Source organism: Robertmurraya korlensis (assembly GCF_023715225.1).
Taxonomy (GTDB): Bacteria; Bacillota; Bacilli; order Bacillales; family Cytobacillaceae; genus Robertmurraya_A.
In genome coordinates this window covers 1-17,028 of the sequence record NZ_JAMBNS010000004.1, presented here as the reverse complement: position 1 = coordinate 17,028, position 17,028 = coordinate 1, and the positions used below count along the sequence as shown (strand labels likewise).

General features: G+C 38.0%; 19 protein-coding genes. 5 read left to right on the top strand and 14 right to left on the bottom strand.

Annotated features, from left to right (window positions below):
- Positions 1 to 39 precede the first annotated feature (39 nt).
- On the top strand, positions 40 to 1,470 hold the full coding sequence (pdxR, locus tag M3175_RS08640) for a MocR-like pyridoxine biosynthesis transcription factor PdxR (RefSeq protein ID WP_285852226.1): 1,431 nt from the start codon (positions 40 to 42) through the stop codon (positions 1,468 to 1,470).
- Here pdxR and M3175_RS08635 read toward each other — a convergent pair.
- The gene (locus tag M3175_RS08635) at positions 1,462 to 2,082 is read right to left on the bottom strand and encodes an NUDIX hydrolase (RefSeq protein ID WP_251517805.1); all 621 of its coding nucleotides are present in this window, start codon (positions 2,080 to 2,082) and stop codon (positions 1,462 to 1,464) included. The genes pdxR and M3175_RS08635 overlap by 9 nt on opposite strands.
- Positions 2,083 to 2,394: 312 nt before the next feature.
- Between M3175_RS08635 and M3175_RS08630 the strand changes: the two genes are divergently transcribed.
- Complete coding sequence (locus M3175_RS08630) at positions 2,395 to 3,477, top strand: thermonuclease family protein (protein ID WP_251517802.1); 1,083 nt, start codon at positions 2,395 to 2,397, stop codon at positions 3,475 to 3,477.
- Positions 3,478 to 3,500: 23 nt separating this feature from the next.
- On the opposite strand, the gene M3175_RS08625 is transcribed toward M3175_RS08630, so the two are convergent.
- The 7 genes from M3175_RS08625 to M3175_RS08595 form a co-directional block, all read right to left on the bottom strand.
- A complete protein-coding gene (locus tag M3175_RS08625) occupies positions 3,501 to 4,451 on the bottom strand; it encodes an ABC transporter permease (protein WP_251517799.1) in 951 nt (316 codons plus the stop codon).
- Positions 4,444 to 5,364 (bottom strand): ABC transporter ATP-binding protein, encoded by a 921-nt coding sequence (locus M3175_RS08620; RefSeq protein WP_251517794.1) that lies wholly within the window; start codon positions 5,362 to 5,364, stop codon positions 4,444 to 4,446. The genes M3175_RS08625 and M3175_RS08620 overlap by 8 nt, the downstream gene beginning before the upstream one ends.
- A 173-nt stretch (positions 5,365 to 5,537) precedes the next feature.
- Positions 5,538 to 5,993: a 2-thiouracil desulfurase family protein gene (locus tag M3175_RS08615; RefSeq protein WP_251517791.1), complete on the bottom strand. Its 456-nt coding sequence runs from the start codon at positions 5,991 to 5,993 to the stop codon at positions 5,538 to 5,540.
- A gap of 56 nt (positions 5,994 to 6,049) precedes the next feature.
- A complete protein-coding gene (locus M3175_RS08610; RefSeq protein WP_251517789.1) occupies positions 6,050 to 7,288 on the bottom strand; it encodes an ATP-binding protein in 1,239 nt (412 codons plus the stop codon).
- Between the two features lie 252 nt (positions 7,289 to 7,540).
- Positions 7,541 to 7,741: a helix-hairpin-helix domain-containing protein gene (locus M3175_RS08605; protein WP_251517785.1), complete on the bottom strand. Its 201-nt coding sequence runs from the start codon at positions 7,739 to 7,741 to the stop codon at positions 7,541 to 7,543.
- A gap of 22 nt (positions 7,742 to 7,763) precedes the next feature.
- Positions 7,764 to 8,633: a cation diffusion facilitator family transporter gene (locus tag M3175_RS08600; protein ID WP_251517777.1), complete on the bottom strand. Its 870-nt coding sequence runs from the start codon at positions 8,631 to 8,633 to the stop codon at positions 7,764 to 7,766.
- A gap of 206 nt (positions 8,634 to 8,839) precedes the next feature.
- Positions 8,840 to 9,922, bottom strand: a complete 1,083-nt coding sequence (locus M3175_RS08595) for a GGDEF domain-containing protein (protein WP_251517773.1) — start codon at positions 9,920 to 9,922, stop codon at positions 8,840 to 8,842.
- A 281-nt stretch (positions 9,923 to 10,203) separates the two neighbouring features.
- Here M3175_RS08595 and M3175_RS08590 point away from each other — a divergent pair, with 281 nt between their 5' ends.
- Positions 10,204 to 10,344, top strand: a complete 141-nt coding sequence (locus M3175_RS08590) for a hypothetical protein (protein WP_251517770.1) — start codon at positions 10,204 to 10,206, stop codon at positions 10,342 to 10,344.
- Between the two features lie 73 nt (positions 10,345 to 10,417).
- On the opposite strand, the gene M3175_RS08585 is transcribed toward M3175_RS08590, so the two are convergent.
- Complete coding sequence (locus tag M3175_RS08585; protein WP_251517767.1) at positions 10,418 to 11,230, bottom strand: alpha/beta fold hydrolase; 813 nt, start codon at positions 11,228 to 11,230, stop codon at positions 10,418 to 10,420.
- Positions 11,231 to 11,293: 63 nt separating this feature from the next.
- Positions 11,294 to 12,256 (bottom strand): LacI family DNA-binding transcriptional regulator, encoded by a 963-nt coding sequence (locus tag M3175_RS08580; protein WP_251517763.1) that lies wholly within the window; start codon positions 12,254 to 12,256, stop codon positions 11,294 to 11,296.
- A gap of 164 nt (positions 12,257 to 12,420) precedes the next feature.
- Between M3175_RS08580 and M3175_RS08575 the strand changes: the two genes are divergently transcribed.
- Both M3175_RS08575 and M3175_RS08570 read left to right on the top strand, forming a co-directional pair.
- Positions 12,421 to 12,576 (top strand): hypothetical protein, encoded by a 156-nt coding sequence (locus M3175_RS08575; RefSeq protein WP_251517759.1) that lies wholly within the window; start codon positions 12,421 to 12,423, stop codon positions 12,574 to 12,576.
- The gene (locus tag M3175_RS08570; protein WP_251517756.1) at positions 12,573 to 12,950 is read left to right on the top strand and encodes an avidin-fold protein; all 378 of its coding nucleotides are present in this window, start codon (positions 12,573 to 12,575) and stop codon (positions 12,948 to 12,950) included. Before M3175_RS08575 ends, M3175_RS08570 begins: the two co-directional genes overlap by 4 nt.
- A 48-nt stretch (positions 12,951 to 12,998) precedes the next feature.
- Here the strand turns inward: M3175_RS08570 and M3175_RS08565 are convergent, their stop codons facing one another.
- The 4 genes from M3175_RS08565 to M3175_RS08550 form a co-directional block, all read right to left on the bottom strand.
- On the bottom strand, positions 12,999 to 14,597 hold the full coding sequence (locus M3175_RS08565; RefSeq protein ID WP_251517753.1) for an aspartate:alanine exchanger family transporter: 1,599 nt from the start codon (positions 14,595 to 14,597) through the stop codon (positions 12,999 to 13,001).
- A 374-nt stretch (positions 14,598 to 14,971) separates the two neighbouring features.
- Positions 14,972 to 15,418, bottom strand: a complete 447-nt coding sequence (locus tag M3175_RS08560; protein WP_251517750.1) for a DUF6376 family protein — start codon at positions 15,416 to 15,418, stop codon at positions 14,972 to 14,974.
- A 260-nt stretch (positions 15,419 to 15,678) separates the two neighbouring features.
- Positions 15,679 to 16,737, bottom strand: a complete 1,059-nt coding sequence (locus M3175_RS08555) for an LLM class flavin-dependent oxidoreductase (protein WP_251517745.1) — start codon at positions 16,735 to 16,737, stop codon at positions 15,679 to 15,681.
- 205 nt (positions 16,738 to 16,942) lie between these two features.
- Positions 16,943 to 17,028: IS3 family transposase (locus M3175_RS08550; RefSeq protein ID WP_251518632.1), on the bottom strand; the 86-nt coding region annotated here is incomplete at its 5' end.

Sequence of the window (17,028 nt, the reverse complement as noted above, 5' to 3'; positions counted from 1 at the left end):
AAAGTGTCAGATATGCTATAATTAACCAGGCCAGACTCAATGAAGGAGGGGAAAAATATCCTTGAAATTACAGTAACTTTAAATCCAGACCATGCGGAGCCACTTTACTTACAGCTTTATTCTTTTTTCAAAAAGGAAATGGTTGAAGGAAGACTTACTCCAGAAACAAAATTGCCTTCAAAAAGAAAACTTTCTATACATTTGGGAATAAGCCAAACAACCGTTGAGACAGCATACCAACAGTTAATCGCAGAAGGGTATGTCAGAAGTGAACCACGAAAGGGACTGTTTGTCACTGAACTAGAAATGGATATGCTACCGTTTGAAACAGCACACACAGAAAACTGCGAAAGCCCTCAAAAGGTACCTAAAGCAAATCCCATAAAAGTGGATTTTGGCCACGGAAACATTGCATTAAATGAGTTTCCGTTTACTACGTGGCGAAAATTGACTGTGCAAAGCCTTTATGAAGATGAATGCCATCTCTTATTAAGTGGCGAACGGCAAGGGGACTTTCCTCTTCGCGTTGAAATTGCAAAGTATTTATACCAATCCCGTGGAGTCAGATGTGAACCTGATCAAATCTTAATTGGTGCTGGCACACAATATATGGTTACCTTTCTAACGATGCTCATTGGACGGGAAAGAGTTTATGCAATGGAGAATCCAGGCTTTCACCGCTCGCGGGAGGCATTTAAGGACCAAGGTGTCAAGCTTCTCGGAATTAATTTAGATCAAGATGGTATTAAAATGGAAGATTTATGGAACAGTGAGGCAACTGTAGCGTATGTGACCCCCTCGCATCAGTTTCCTTTGGGAATGGTGATGCCAATCTCACGAAGAATGGAGCTATTGAAATGGGCCACTGAAACGGGGAGTTATATTATTGAGGATGATTACGACGGCGAATTTCGCCATACAGGAAGACCCATTCCTTCGCTACAAGGTCTTGATCATCAGGGAAGGGTTATTTATCTTGGTACCTTTTCAAAATCATTGATTCCTTCTTTAAGAATTAGCTATATGGTACTTCCGACTCCCCTTCTTTCAAGATATCAAAATCGTTTTTCCATTTATAAGCAGACCGTATCAAGACTGCACCAACAAACTTTGTATCTGTTTATGAAAGAAGGTCACTGGAGTCGACATTTACAGAAAATGCGAACCACCTATAGAAGAAAACAATCCACCTTGCTCTCTCTTATTACTGAAAAATTCGGAAAACACGTGACAGTAATCGGAGTGGATTCTGGATTACATATTTTACTAGAAGTACATAATACCATGACCGAAAGCGAATTATTAATTCATGCTGAAAAAGTCGGTGTTAGGGTGTATCCTACTTCCGTTTATTATGACAGTAATAGCCAACCACTTAAGCCAAAGGTTTTGATCGGATATGGGGGTGTAACAGAGCGTGAGATTCACATCGGGATTAACCTACTTAAAACAGCATGGGAGCTATTTTAGCTCCTTCTGTATTTTATTGATTAAAGCCACATAGAATGATTGATCATGAGGGACAAATTGTTCCTTCCCAACAGATTTCACATAAAAATATCTTTCTCCATTTTTCACTTCAAAGCCTTGCATTGGAATATGCTCAGTATCATCTCTCCAAAGAGCAGAAAAATCCGTAAACTTCATTCGGTAGATCCCTACGACCTCTTCTTCTTGTAGAACGAACGAATCCAATGTGACATTTTTTCTATGTAAAAATACATGAGCCAACTCATTATCTATTAAGGGAACCATTTTGACAGAATACTTGAGGATTCCTAGAGACATCAGCTCCTCCATACGGACAGTCAATCCTATCTCCTCTTTCACCTCTCTTATTCCATCTTCTACTGTTTCATTGGCAAGTAAATGGCCGGCGGCAGTAATATCTAATAGATTCGGATAATCTTTTTTCTTTGGACTCCGTAGCTGTAGAAATATGTAATAAATCCCTTGGTCCTTCTCCATCAACCAATAATGAAAAGTCTCGTGCCAGTATCCTTTTTCATGTATTTCAGCCCGTGTGGCAACTCCAATTGGCTCATGGTCTTCATTAAAAATCCGCAGCAATTCTGTTTCCATACCTACTCTCCTTTTGAATAAAATACTACATTTATATTATCATAAAAAAGCATGAGGTTTCCCTAAGCCACTATTTTAGTTTTACCTGTTTGGCGATATATTCTTCATTATCAAACACTTGCGTAGCCTTTCGAAACATTTCATGATCATACGTTAATAATGAAGCTTTCATAGATCTATAGCCCCTTTTTATTAATGAAACCTTAAAGTCAATTTTTTCTTATTACCTCCACTCTTGGTTGATTATTATTTCAGCATTTCTTTCGTTATGATATATTAGCTGATAGCAACTAGATTTAGGAGGAAACATTTTTGACTAGAAAAACCTCGATCATTACCATCATGATTTCCCTTGGATTATTGTCCATTCTTCCTTTACAGACTTGGGCACATAATGGATCAAGGGATGAGCTTGGAGGACATTTCCGAAGAGCGGATTGCGTGTACTTATTACATGAGCCAACGGAGCTTGCTAAAACCGCCACCAATAAGTCAGAGCTCATCACTCTAATTAAAAAGCATAATAGTAACTCTTGTGCGAGTGGAATAACCGAAAGTAAATTGGACCTGGAAGGGTATACTTTTGAAGCAAATAGTGCTGTTGCTTCCAAAACAACTTCAACAAATATCCCATTGGAAGTAGGAAAGACGTACGATGCCACATTAGAAAAATGCATAGACGGGGACACAGCGACATTTTCAATAAACGGCTCGTCCTATAAAACCAGATTTTTATACATTGATACACCTGAAAGCACAAACCAACAGGAACCTTATGGAAAAGAAGCAAGCGACTATTCATGTTCTCTGTTACAAAATGGACAAATCACCATTGAAACAGATGGACCTTCCCTTTTTGACAAATACGATCGTTTATTAGCCTGGGTATTTGTTGACGGAAAACTTCACCAAGAGGAAATTACAAGAGTTGGCTTAGTCGAGGACTTTTATGATTATGGTACCTATAAGTACGAAACCCGCATCGAAGCAGCAATGCTAGAGGCCAAAGCCAATGGTCTTGGATTATACGCTGTAAATAAAGAAAAAGAGAATATTCAAGAGGATACTTCTAAGGAAGTAGTTGCACCTACTATTTCGGAAAAGAATGCTGCTTCCAGCAAAGAAAATTTGGAGCAAGCACAACCGATTGGTAGAGAGCAAAACAGTGGTTCCACAGGAATAGGGGTCTTTGCTTTAGTAACTGTATTTCTCTTTTTTATGTTCCCACGTTTCAGCAGAAAAAGCGGAATTGAACCCCTTCTCATTCATAAAATGTGGACAAAAAACCTTTGGGTTAATGCCTTGTTGCTATTTCCCTTATATACTGCTTTATTTTTCTTAATACTAGTTATTCTAATCGTTGAAGTCATTCGCTTTATAAAGATAAAAAAATGACCACCCAAAGGTGGTCATTTACTCTATGCAGCCACGTCTCTTTTCTTGAAAACGAAAAAGGCTAAACTATGGAAAAGAACAAAATAAGCGACAAGCATGAGAACAGAAAAAGATAATGTCATACCCTCTACTAATGGCATACCTTCAAAATACTGCATAAGGTCTGTGTTCGCAAATAAAATATACTTTGCCCACTCAAACTTCATGGCAATTAAATTCGTAAATTGAGCCCCGGTAAACATTAGGAAAATCGATAATCCGATAGCAAGTGAGCTGTTTCTGAATACGGCAGAAATCATAAATGCCATGGTCGAAAGCATAATCATGCTAATTGAGTTTAATCCATAAAATTTAATCAGGTGAAAAATCATCGATTCTTCCGTTACTTTTCCATCAAAGTAATTTAAATAAGGTGTTGCCTTATCTGGCATTCCAAATGCGATCCATCCGACTAGAGAGGAAAAGACAAATAGTAAAGTCAGCATGAGAAGTGAAAAAGAAATGACGGTTGTGTACTTTGCTAAAAGGATTTTTGCCCGGCTGGTTGGTCGAATTAGAAGCAATTTAATTGTGCCCCAGTTAAATTCGGACGCCACGATTCCTGCTGCTACAATGATCGTAAATAATCCTGCTAGTTGTATTAAGCTTGATGCATCTTGAACAAAGCTCCAAATAGCATATTCCCCATTCGGAGCGAGATTATGATCCAAACGATACTCATTAATGGCTATACTTTTCTCCAAATATTTTCTTTGCCCCTGTGCGGCATTCTCCATCTGTGCAAGACTTTGCTTCTGTTCAGCAACGATAGTTTGGATTTCCTGCTGCCAGTCTGGATTTGCCTTCACATCTTGATTCTCGTATTTAATGATACCACCCATAAGGACAATGGTTACTAATAAAATACCCATCATCACAAATGTTCCTGGCCGTTTAAAAATCTTCATCCATTCATTTTGTAATAAATTAAACATGAAGGGATACCTCTCTTTCTTCTGTTATTTCAAGGAAACGTTCCTCTAATGATTTAGTTACTTCCTTTATTCCAAATATCTCTACATTTTCGCTCGTTAATCTTTTTACAACGGAAGGAATCTCCACTTTCTTAATACTGCATGTAATACCTGTTTCACCTCTTCGTGCTAGAATACTCATTGTTTGAAATATGGCTAGTGCTTTTTCAATTGGTACAACGTCAAATTCAATCTCCTGGTCAACACCAGTTTTAAAATCTTGAATGGTTTGGACGTCAACGAGCTTCCCCTTTTGAAGGATCGCAATTCGATCGCACATCATCTCCATCTCAGAAAGCAAGTGACTAGAAACGATTACGGCTAAGCCCTTTTCTCTAGTAAGCTTTTTAAGATGGTCTCTCATTTCACGAATTCCTGCAGGATCAAGTCCATTTGTTGGCTCATCAAGTATTAAAACTTCAGGTTCATGTAAAAGTGCCTGTGCAACTCCTAATCTTTGACGCATCCCAAGTGAATAATTCTTAACTTTGTCATGGATTCGATCGGATAAATTAACGAGCTTAACGACCTCATCAATCTTCTCTTTATTGACTTGATTGGACAATCTGGCAAAATGGATAAGATTTTCATAGCCTGTTAGAAATTTGTACATCTCTGGATTCTCAACAATAGCACCCACTTGCCTCACCGCTTGCTCAAAATTTGATTGAATGCTATGGCCTCCGATTTTTATATCACCTGATGTCATCCCGATTAACCCAACCATCATACGGATTGTGGTCGTTTTACCCGCTCCGTTTGGACCAAGAAAACCAAACACCTCCCCTTTTTTGACTTCAAAGCTTAGAGAGTCAATAATTGTTTTCCCTTTAATAGTTTTTGTCACATTTTGTAATTGAACAATACCTGTCATTTACGTAACACCTTCCATCTCATATGATCTTCATTAATCATACTTGGAAAAAGAAGGAGAGCACACGAGCCCCCGCAGTAGTTTTAACTAAGACTTTAGACGTAAATAGGGAAGAAGTTGGTTTTTAACATGCAAAATAAAAGCGCAGGAATTACCTAGCGCTTTTTCATCCACTAATATTCTTTTAGAAATTGTTTCTCCGAAATGACTCGCACTCCATTTCTGATCAGTAAAGCTGCCGTTACACCGTGTCCTTCTACTTTTTCACCTGTAAAAGAACCATTATAGATTTTCCCGCTTCCACATGACGGACTGTTCTCTTTCAAAACGACTACTGATGCTTGGATTTTTCTGATTACATCAAGTGTTTCATAGGCCCCTTTGACAAAAGCGTCCGTCACGTCCGTTCCCTTACAATCTATAACTTTTGCCTTTCCATCTAACACGTCTTCTCCATTTCCACCGATAATTTCGGCTGGCTCTCTGGGAGTTTCAAGTCCACCTAGCAATTCAGGGCATGCAGTGATGGCTTTCTTTTCACTTACCAGTTTATGTATTTTCCCTTCTAAAGAGCTAAGCCCATTATATCGAACTGGTAATCCTGCTAAACACGCACTAACGACAATCATATACCACCTCAAGAATTTAATTTAATATGACAGGTTATAACGTTATCTTTAAATTTTTAAAAGCTAGTGCCCGTTTCTTTTAAGGCCTCACTTGCAAAAGGTAAGATAATTTGAACTGTAGTCCCCTTATTTACTTCACTCTCAATGAGAAGTTGACCATGATGGTTCTCAATAATTTTATAACAAGTCATTAAACCTAGCCCTGTCCCCTTTTCCTTTGTTGTGTAGAAAGGTTCACCGAGCGTCGGGATCCGTTCTTTCGGTATACCCACACCTTGATCAGTAAACTGAATGAGTACTCCTTTTTCTATATCCTTTTTAACCTTCAACTCAATGGTTCCTCCATTTGGCATCGCCTCAGTAGCATTTTTAAGTATATTTAGAAATACTTGTTTTAATTGATTTTCATCGCCATAAATATATGGGAGATTGCTTTCATATTCCATACCTATTTGGATATTGCTAAGGATTGTTTGAGTTTGAATTAATGTTACAACATCACTTAACAGTTTCTTTACGTCACGCTCCTGCATCGCTGTCGTGGTAGGTTTCGATAGAAATAAAAACTCTCCCACAATATTATTAATTCGATCTAATTCTGATAGAACAATATCATAATAAACATTTTGGTCTTGATCCCCTTTAAACAATTGAACGAACCCTCGAATGGACGTTAAAGGGTTCCGAATTTCATGAGCAATTCCTGCTGCCATTTGTCCCAAAAGGGCGAGTTTTTCTGATTTTTGAAGTAATTGATCCGTCTGTTCATTCTTCTCCGTAATATCTTTACCAATAGAGAGAACAGCATCTACACCTTCAAAGATAATTTTTAGTGATGACACCTCAAAATCCATCGTAGTTCCATCTTGTCGTTTCAACTTGTATTCAATGCTCTTCAAAGGTTTATTTCCACTTGATGCAGCTTTTGTTCTCTTTTTCAATTGATCTGCATACTTAGGAGTAACAAGTTCTAAAGTTGGTTTACCTATTAATGCTTCTCGATTAGGAGCACGAAACATAGTAACTGCCAGATCATTTACGTAAATGACCCGATGATCTTTATGAATAATAATGGTACTAGGAAGAGAATCTAATAAATTCTTATAACTCTTCTCACTTAATCTAGCAATCTTTTCAAAATGCTTCGCCTTGTCATATTGCCTCCCCAGGAACCATGCTAGTGCCCAATAGAAGAGCAGCTCAATCGTGAATACGCTTTCTCCATGAGAGTAATTATGGTAAATGGTTATCCCTAATGTGAATAATACAAAAATGATTTGACCCCAGATTTTCATAAACTTGCCTCTATAAATGGAATTTTTACTGTTATCATATCATAGAAATTACTGGAGAAAATTGAATTTTTCGAGAATTTTTTTGTGGTAAAACAATCCAACAAATTTATGCTATCAACAATTTGAATTTCAATTTCAAATTCTCTTTATTCATTTACAACACATTCCATCGATGACCTTCTAAATCGATGATTCCGTACCCATACATTCAACCGTCATGTTCCTAAACTTGATTTGTCATTTTCCTTAGTTTCATTTTTTATTAAACTGCCACCCTTTTTCTAATAGGGCCAATCGAAGTTGTTCGATTGCTTTCGGGCCCATTCCGTGAAGCTTAGCAAGTTCTTCTTCTTGAACCTCGGTTAATTGCTGTAATCGAAACAAGCCTGCACTTTCTAAAGCTCTTATAGCAGGTTTAGCAAGTTTAGGAAACTCAGACTTTGTGCCACTCATCGGTTCTTCCCCTCTTCCTTTCTTAGCTTGGTTCAACGTGAACATGTACATTGTATACATCATATTCAGAAATAAGCTTTTCCTCTACTTTGCAAGAGATATCATGTGCTGTTCGGATACTTAAGTTTTCGTTTACTACGATAATAATGTCAACGACAGTGTTATTTCCGTAATTTCTTGCGCGAATATCCTTAATACCAGCTACCCCAGTAGTATCCAAAATACTTTTCTTGTATTCCTCAATTATCTGTTCATCAAATCCATCTGTTAATTGATGAGAAGAATCGTAAAAAATATCATAGGCAGTTTTACATATTAGAAGCCCAACGATAATAGCGGCTAATGGATCAAGCCAAGGCAGATGAAATTGTGAACCTATTATCCCAATGGCTGCTCCGATACTCACCCATGCATCTGATAAATTATCCTTAGCTGCCGCAAGTACAGATTGGCTTTTCACTCTCTCTGAGAGTGCTTTATTATACCGATAGACTAAATACATGACACCTGCACATAGAACTCCTGTCCACGCAGCTAGCATGTCTGGAACTACCTTTTCATCTGAGAAAATCGAAACAACTGCTTTATGTAATACGTTTAATCCAACTGCTACCATAATAAAAGAAGCAACCAATGACGCAATATTCTCCGCCTTCCAATGGCCATATGGATGATCTTCATCAGGTGGTTTTTGAGACATTCTTAATCCTATCCATACAGCAATTGAAGCTATGATATCTGTCAGATTATTGAACCCATCTGCTTTTAACGCTTCAGACTGGGCAGAAAATCCAATAAGTAATTTGATAAAAGAAAGGCAAATATAGGCAGCGATACTGATCATTGCCCCACGTTCTCCTAGCCTTAACAGTTCATATCTTTCCTCATCCATATTCACACCTCCGAGCACAAAGCCCCCTTAATAAGAATAGCAATCAAAAGTTGGGTGGGTCTACAGCAACCTTTTTTCATCTCTTTATATAAATGTTGAATATCCAAAATTGTTTCACTTGGTAAAAAATTTCGGGTTCTACATAAGAAGAAGTAAATTTTACCATAAAAAAGGCCCGAGACAAACTTGTCCCGAGCTCAAGTTAATTAATCAATTGAATCATGGCAACAAACTTTGTTACGTCCACTTTTTTTCGCTACATACAAAGCTTTATCTGCATCCTCTATTAGCATGCTTGGGTTTTCCGTTGTATCATTATAAGAGGCGACCCCAACGGATACCGTTACCTTAATCACACCACCGCCTGATAAAGGAAATTCCGTATTTTCAACCGTTTTTCTGATATGCTCGGCAATATCGATTGCTCTTACGACAGAAGTGTCCGGCAGAAGGACAGTAAACTCCTCTCCTCCATTCCGACTAACGATGTCAAAGTTCCTCGTACTTTCAGTTAATAAGGTTCCTAGTCGCTTTAATACAAGGTCCCCTTCCGAGTGACCATACGTATCATTAATTTTTTTAAAGAAATCAATATCAATATAAAGAAGAGACAAACTTTGAATACTTTTATCCAACTCGTTTAGTAACCCGTTAAATACTTCATCAAATTTCCGGACATTATTTAATCCCGTCAATCCATCTGTTGTAGACTCTGATTTATATTTTTCCAATAAAAACTGACTTTTTCTAATAAAATCTAGGATATAGAAGGATAGAAAACCTGCTATATATGAAATGATCCAATATAGAGGAATCAATTTAACTAGTAAAGTAATGTCATTTACTAAATAAATGATCACAAAGGTAAAAATAATATTGGAAAAAGTAAGCATCGCAATGACCTTATTTTTATTGGGTATCCTTTGTGAAGAAACCATTATTGAAAACAAAGTAATCAGAACCATAAGAATGACAGATGCATATGCAGAGGTATTCACTCCAATTAAAAAACGACCTATTATGACTAATAACATCCCAATGAAAGCCGGCAAAGAACCACCAAAAAAAGCGAGCAAAATAATGGGAATATGTCGTAGATCAACAATTGTTGTATCAATTCGAATACTGTATTGCATGAGAATATTAGAGAACAACCCACCAACTACACCCAACAAGATTTTTCTCAGAAAGGTGGAGTCTTTTGTTAGTGGACTCGTCGAAAAGATATGCGAATATAGGAATAATAAAGATACAACAATAGCTAAATTTGTAAACAAATCTTTAATCATCAACAATTTTATCACCATAAAGTACCATACCATATTTTTCATCATTACAAAATAGAATAATTACGGTGTAATTACGGTGTCTGTCACCCTTTGTGGACAGTTTGGGGTGTTTTGTCCATCCCAGGCGGACACTTGACTCTTTTCTTCATTGGTCTCGTGTGGCAAAGTTACCAATTCTGCATATCTTTATCCTTGCTCCGTTTCTTGAACATAAAATTTTTCCTTAGTTGAATAGAATCTTCTCCCTTTTTGGATAGTAAAGAGCATGGAGGTGAAAAATTATGAGTGAAAAAGATATTCCAAATGTTAAACTAGGTGGAAAAATTGTCAAAGAGAAGGGTAATGGCGGAGACCAGATGCATGGCCATGAAAAAGAGAATAAAAACGGCAAATTCAATACAAACCCTAAATCAGGGATGTAAAATAAACCCCACACCTTTCTATTTCTAGTTAGGTGTGGGGAGAATTTGATTTATGATTAGACTTTTGTTTCCCTCACCCCACAAACGCCACTATTTCTCGATTCACTTTCTCTCGTTCTTCCCAAAACAGTCCGTGACCACTGTGATCAAACGGAATCAACCTGGAGTTAGGGATACTTTGTTTTTGCGCATGGGCTAGTGGAAAGAGACAAACTTGATCATGAATTCCATGGAGAATCAGTGTTGGTACTCGAATGGTTGTGAGATCATAAAATAACTGTTCCTCATAGAGCCAAGTGTTCGCAACCGCAGCAGTTGACCAACTTGCCGCTTCTAATCCTAAGTGAAAAAACCAAGAAGAGAACGGTTCCGAGATTGATTGATAAAAAAACATTTTTCCAAAGTCCTGAAGCATTTTGGGACGATCGGTAAATGTCCCTTTAATTATTTCAAGAACAGCGTCCCTTTTTAACCCATATGGAAAATATGGCCTTTCAATGAGACTAGGTGCCGCAGTAGCCAATAGTACAAGTTTTGACACTCCATGTCCACCATGACGAGCCATGTATCTTACTGCAATCGAACCGCCTGTTGAGTGACCAACTAGAGTAATGTTTCTTAATTGTAAAGTATCGACAACTGCTCTTACATCGTCTGCCAACCGATTATAATCATACCCAGTAACTGGTTTATCGGATTTTCCGAATCCTCTTACATCCATTCCGATGCAGCGATAGCCTTGTTTTGGAAGTTGGTTCAATTGATACTCAAACATTTTGTGATTGGCTGGCCAGCCATGAAGAAACAGAATGGCTTTTTCACTTCTTGGATTTAGATCCTCTACAAAAACAGATACACTTGGTTCTACTTTTACATAGTACCCCACGCCAATCCCCCCATGCTTAAAGTCTTTTCTGTAGACTATATTCATGGGACATTTTAAAATGAACTACACCGTTAAACGCTCGATTAACTTCACTTCAATTTCCTCTTGAAAGATTGCAGGGTACTGCATCGCTTGAATAAATAATTTGCTTCCCACCTCAACAAGTGGAATTTCAAGTGTAGTGATATTCATAATTTTGGCAATTGGTTGATTATCAAAGCCCATAATCGCCAACTCACTAGGAACAAGTATACCTAGTTCTCTCGCACAAGTAATAATTCCTGCTGCTACTTGATCACTTGTAACCAATAAAGCGGTAGGGGGAGAGGACATTTCTTTCAAACGGGCCACGATTCCCTCCCCATCTTCAAAACGAAAGCTATCATAAAAAATATAATCCTGTGAAAATGGATGCCCATGCTCCAAAAGGAAATTCTTATAAGCGGCCTCTCGCATTTCACTATTTGTTCCTGATTTTCTCCCGATGCAATAGCCGATTCGATAGTGCCCTTTTTGGTGTAAGTAATTTAAAGCAATTGAAAAACTTTTATAGTGATCAATATAAGTAGAAGACACAAGTTTGTCTTCTACTTCTTCACATAAAATAATTGGCCCATAGGTTTTATATTCATTAATTACTTCCCAACTACTAATCCTTGAACAAATAATTAAGGCATCAATTTGTTTTTGCTTCAGCATATTTAATGCTTCTATTTCTCTATTCAACTCATAGTTTGTTTGAAAAAGAACAAGCTTGTAATTATTTTTAACTGCTTCATTTGCGATTCCTTCTACTAAAAATCCGAAATATGGAGAATTTGAGAAAGGAATAACCACTCCTATCAAATACGTCTTCCCCTTACTCAAGTGAACAGCATTGATATTTCGCTGATAATTCACTTCCTCCATCGCTTGTTGTACTGCTGCCTTTTTCTCTTCACTCACATACGGGTGATTATTTAACACACGGGAGACAGTCGTCACAGAAACGCCAGCCATTTTTGCTATTTCTCGAATATTTGCCATACACTCACCCTTTAAAAAACTTTTACTTGCTCTGAAACGCGTTTCACCATTTAAGCTAAAAATGTAATAAACAGGGAGAAATGGTTCTTCTTTAGAATGGTATAACTTACTAGTAATCTTATCATCTTTTGTCTTTTCTCCATACACAAAAAGGGGGAAGTAAGATGTTCGGGCTAATTGCACTATGCTTCACCATTTATTTTTTCGCATATTTAACAATTAAGGCTGAAGGAACTACTATTCATGTGGTACCAATTCGTACATTTGATGATTATTTTATTGACTATAGTAAAAAACGGTTAGGAGATGGCGAAGAATGAGTGATCTCAACAATAAATTATTTATTTGCACAATCATTGACGTTACACCATTTTTTCCTAGTGGGACGATTTTTTCTTTTAAACAATACGGTCGTCTGATTCATGCAACTATTAAAGGTGAAAACATTAAAAATGGTGAGTTAGTCGGACTAATTAATAAACAGGGTATCTTAGAATATTCCCTTAATTATCAACTACTAAATCACAAAGTAAATGGTGGTGTCGGCACACTCAAATCATGTGGAAAAACGGGAACTAGTTTTAAAGGAATTTATTCCGCTACGAATGTACAAGAAACATTTGAGTGTTCCTTTAAACTGGAAAGAGTCTCACTTCAAAATCAGATCGCATGGAGAAAAAAGAAATCATGTTAAAATGAAACAAAGCTTAGGACTTATACCCTAAGCTTTGTTCCTGTTTATTTAAAGGAAGAAAATGAGTACTTGCGAAATAATCGCCACAAAGATAAGGGCAAAAGGATACGCAGCCGCATAGGCAATTGATGCATCATCTGAATCGATTTGTTGATTCACCGCCCCTAAACCAGGTGTACTCGTCATGCCCCCACATAATGCTCCAAGAGAATGGATAACACTCATCTTAAATACCTTTCTTGATAGAAAGAAGCCAACAATCATCGGAATGACTGTGATTAATGCCCCACCAAACACTAGGCGTAACCCTTCCTCCTGAATTACCTCAACTAATCCTTGACCAGCTGTTGTTCCGGCGCCAGCTAAAAATAAAACGAGGCCAATATCACGAATTACTTGATTCGAAGGTTGAAAAAACCGAGCTCGAATCGGGCCGATTTTGCCAAAATGACCTATAAACAAGGCTATAAAAAGTGGTCCCCCCGCAACACCTAGTGTAATGGTACCTAGCCCTGGAAGATGAATAGGAATCATTCCTACCGCAATTCCTATTAATAGAATTAAGCTTAGCGAAAGAATGTGGATATTCGTTACTACTAGAGTCCTTCTGGTAAATAGCTTTTCCGCATCGTTTAAACGGTCTTCACTACTAACCAACGTCAAAATATCTCCTCTTTCAAGCGGCCATCTTGCACTTTGGTTATACTCGAATCCTCCACGTTCAATTCTTGTAACCGTTACTCCATATTTCCTTCTTAGCTCTAGTTCCTTTATGTTCTTCCCAATAATCTCTTCCGAATCAACCGTTACTTTACGTATCTTTACGTGGTCATGGTTCTTTAAATTTGTAGAGACCTCTATTCCTACATCTTTAATAATTCGATTTAAATCTTCCCTTAAGCCAACTGCCACCAATCGATCACCATTCAAGATAACCGTATCATTCAAAGCAATAATATTTCTGTCTCCACGAATCACTCGACTGATAACTACAGACCCATATTGGTTAAAACGTAACTCTTTTAACGTTTTTTTATTTACATTCGGATCAATGACTTCGATCGTTGTCACTACAGGAGATTCTTCATTTCTAACAGGCCCACTGTATTCATTCAGGTCCTTTTCCATATCCACTTTCAGTACTTTAGGCAATAATTGTACAAAAATTACCACGGCTAATACACCAAAAGGATAAGCAATTCCATATCCAACCGACGCGAGCGGATCATTTGTTGCATGCAAAGCAGCCGCAAGACCAGGAGTACTCGTCAGTGCTCCAGTCATAATTCCTATACTAAGTGCAGGAGATAAATCAAACACCTTTGCAACCACTACCGTTGTAACCGCTGCGACAAATACAATAATTAACCCAATAAACCCAAACATCATTCCGCTTGATCTCATCATCCGGAAAAAACGTGGCCCAGCCTGGAGACCAATCGCCACAATAAATAAGCTTAACCCGAGATTTTGAACAGTATGAGGAATATCATAGCCCCAATGACCAAAAAACATGGCCACAAGAAGTACACCAGATGATCCTAAACTTAACCCTCTAATCTCCATTTGACCGAGAACCGATCCTAAAAATAAGATAACAAATAATAATAGCAATGGCTCTTTTAATAACGCCACAACCCAATCCACGATACATACCTCCATGAGTAACAGCAACATTTTTCTCCATTATATTCTTTTAGAATTCAAAAAAAAGTGCTTACTTCATTAATTCACGAGATCGCCTTAATGAATACGCTTAAATTATTAAAGCAAACTAATACTGTGTTGAAATACAACACAATTCAATGTGGAGGGTGATACTTTGAATATGCTAATTCGCTCCTTTATGATATTAGTTAAAATATTATATAAGCTAGATAAACTCAGCTTTATGCTAGTGTCAATTCTAAGGATGCCAGCCTTTAGTAAAGCATAAGCAGTATCTATTATCCCATTGAGAAAAAAGGTAAGCGACTCGCTTACCTTTTCTTTACATTCCTACGATGAGTTGTTCGAATGTATTATTCACCAAGCTGCTGAATTTGATTAGAAAGCTCTGTTAGTTCTTTTACAGTTGTAAACAATTCGGTATTTTCCACAAGTGCAGGATCCAGTTCCCCGTTTTCAATATTTGCTAAAAATACATTTATCTCTTCTAATGCCTTGTCGTTCTGCTCAATAACTTGTTGATGGAGCTTCTCTGCAATACTCGGAGGTTCGATGTTACTAAATGCTTCAATCTCTTGTTTCATACGTAGTAATCTTGTTTCTAATTCTGCCAATGCTTGTGGATTAGTAATTGCTTGATCGACCATGGCTGGTACTTCGTTTGCAAACTCCGTCGCTTCATTGACATATTCTGTTGCTTGATTTACATAGTTAAGTGTTCCATTCACTTCTTCTAAGAACGAACAACCACTTAATACTATAACCGCCGTTAATGTTACTGCCATCCATTTTCTCTTCATTCCTCTTTCCCCCATATATCTGTTTTAAACAAAAAAAGATCACTACCTATATGGTAATGATCTTACGAGAAGGGACAGACCTTTACCAAAATATTGGCAAAGGTCTCGCTAGCAACAAAGATTGCCCAACAAAGCCGGAGATTTTCATCTCGTAGTGACGACTTTGCTGTAATAGCTACTCCCCTTTGGTATTTACTTATCTTCCTAGCTTATCATACGCGTGAGCAAGCCAAGAAGTCAAATAATTCGTTTTACCATTATTACTCGTTACCTAAAGATGCCTCCCATTTTGCTACTTCTTCTTTTACAATCGGAGCCACTTCCTTGCCTAGTAATTCTATTGCCATCATTACATCTTCGTGAGGCATAGAACCGACCGGTACGTGAAGCATAAAACGTGTAATCCCTACATTTTTACGTAAATGAATGATTTTTTCTGCCACTGTCTTTGGATCTCCAACGTACAAAGCACCCTCAAAGCTACGCGCCGCATCAAAGCTAGCACGACCGTAGTGCCCCCAACCGCGCTCCCGTCCAAGTACATTCATGACCTGTTGGGTTGATGGAAAGAACTTGTCTGCAGCAAGTTCGGTTTCTTCTGCAATAAATCCATGGGAGTGTGAAGCTACCGTCAGCTTTGATACATCATGACCGGCATGAGCAGCTGCCTTTTTATAAAGCTCAACAAGTGGAGCAAATTGTACGGGTCTTCCCCCAATAATCGCTAATACCAGTGGAAGGCCAAGAATTCCAGCACGGATGACCGAATCGGAATTCCCTCCACTTCCAATCCACACCGGAAGTGGAGATTGGACCGGACGTGGATACACTCCTTTTTGGTGAATGGGCGGTCGATGATTTCCTGACCAAGAAACAATCTCAGACTCCCTAATCTTCAGTAATAAATCCAACTTCTCTTCAAACAATTCATCATAATCGGCTAGATCGTACCCGAACAATGGAAATGACTCAATAAATGATCCTCGTCCTGCCATAATTTCGGCTCGCCCATTTGAAATCGCATCAAGGGTTGCAAAATCTTGAAACACACGTACAGGATCGGCAGATGAAAGAACGGTAACCGCACTCGTAAGGCGAATGCGGTTTGTTTTTGAAGCAGCCGCCGCTAATACGACTGCTGGAGAAGATGCAGCAAAATCTTCCCTATGATGCTCCCCAACACCAAACACATCTAAACCGACTTGATCAGCTAGAACGATTTCTTCTACCACTTCCCGGATCCGTTGTGCATGACCAACTACCTCACCTGTCACTACGTCCGGTGTTGTTTCTACAAAAGTACTTACACCTATTTCCAAAGTGAATCCTCCTATATCATATGCATTTATGTACGTATACCTTAGACAATCTATGCCACTTGGATATATAACTTTATCTTAATCATTCTTATTAAAAATTGCTACTTTCATCACTTTCAAAAGTAGATCTTACGCACTACAAAAAAAAGCATTTCTTTAAGATGTGAACTGAGCCCCATTTTACGGACAGTTTAAAAAAAGGTGCTTAAGCTGCTAATAGATGACTCCGGTATTGTACCGGGGTCATCTTCTTTAAGCCCCACTGATAACGATGATTGTTATATTCCTCAA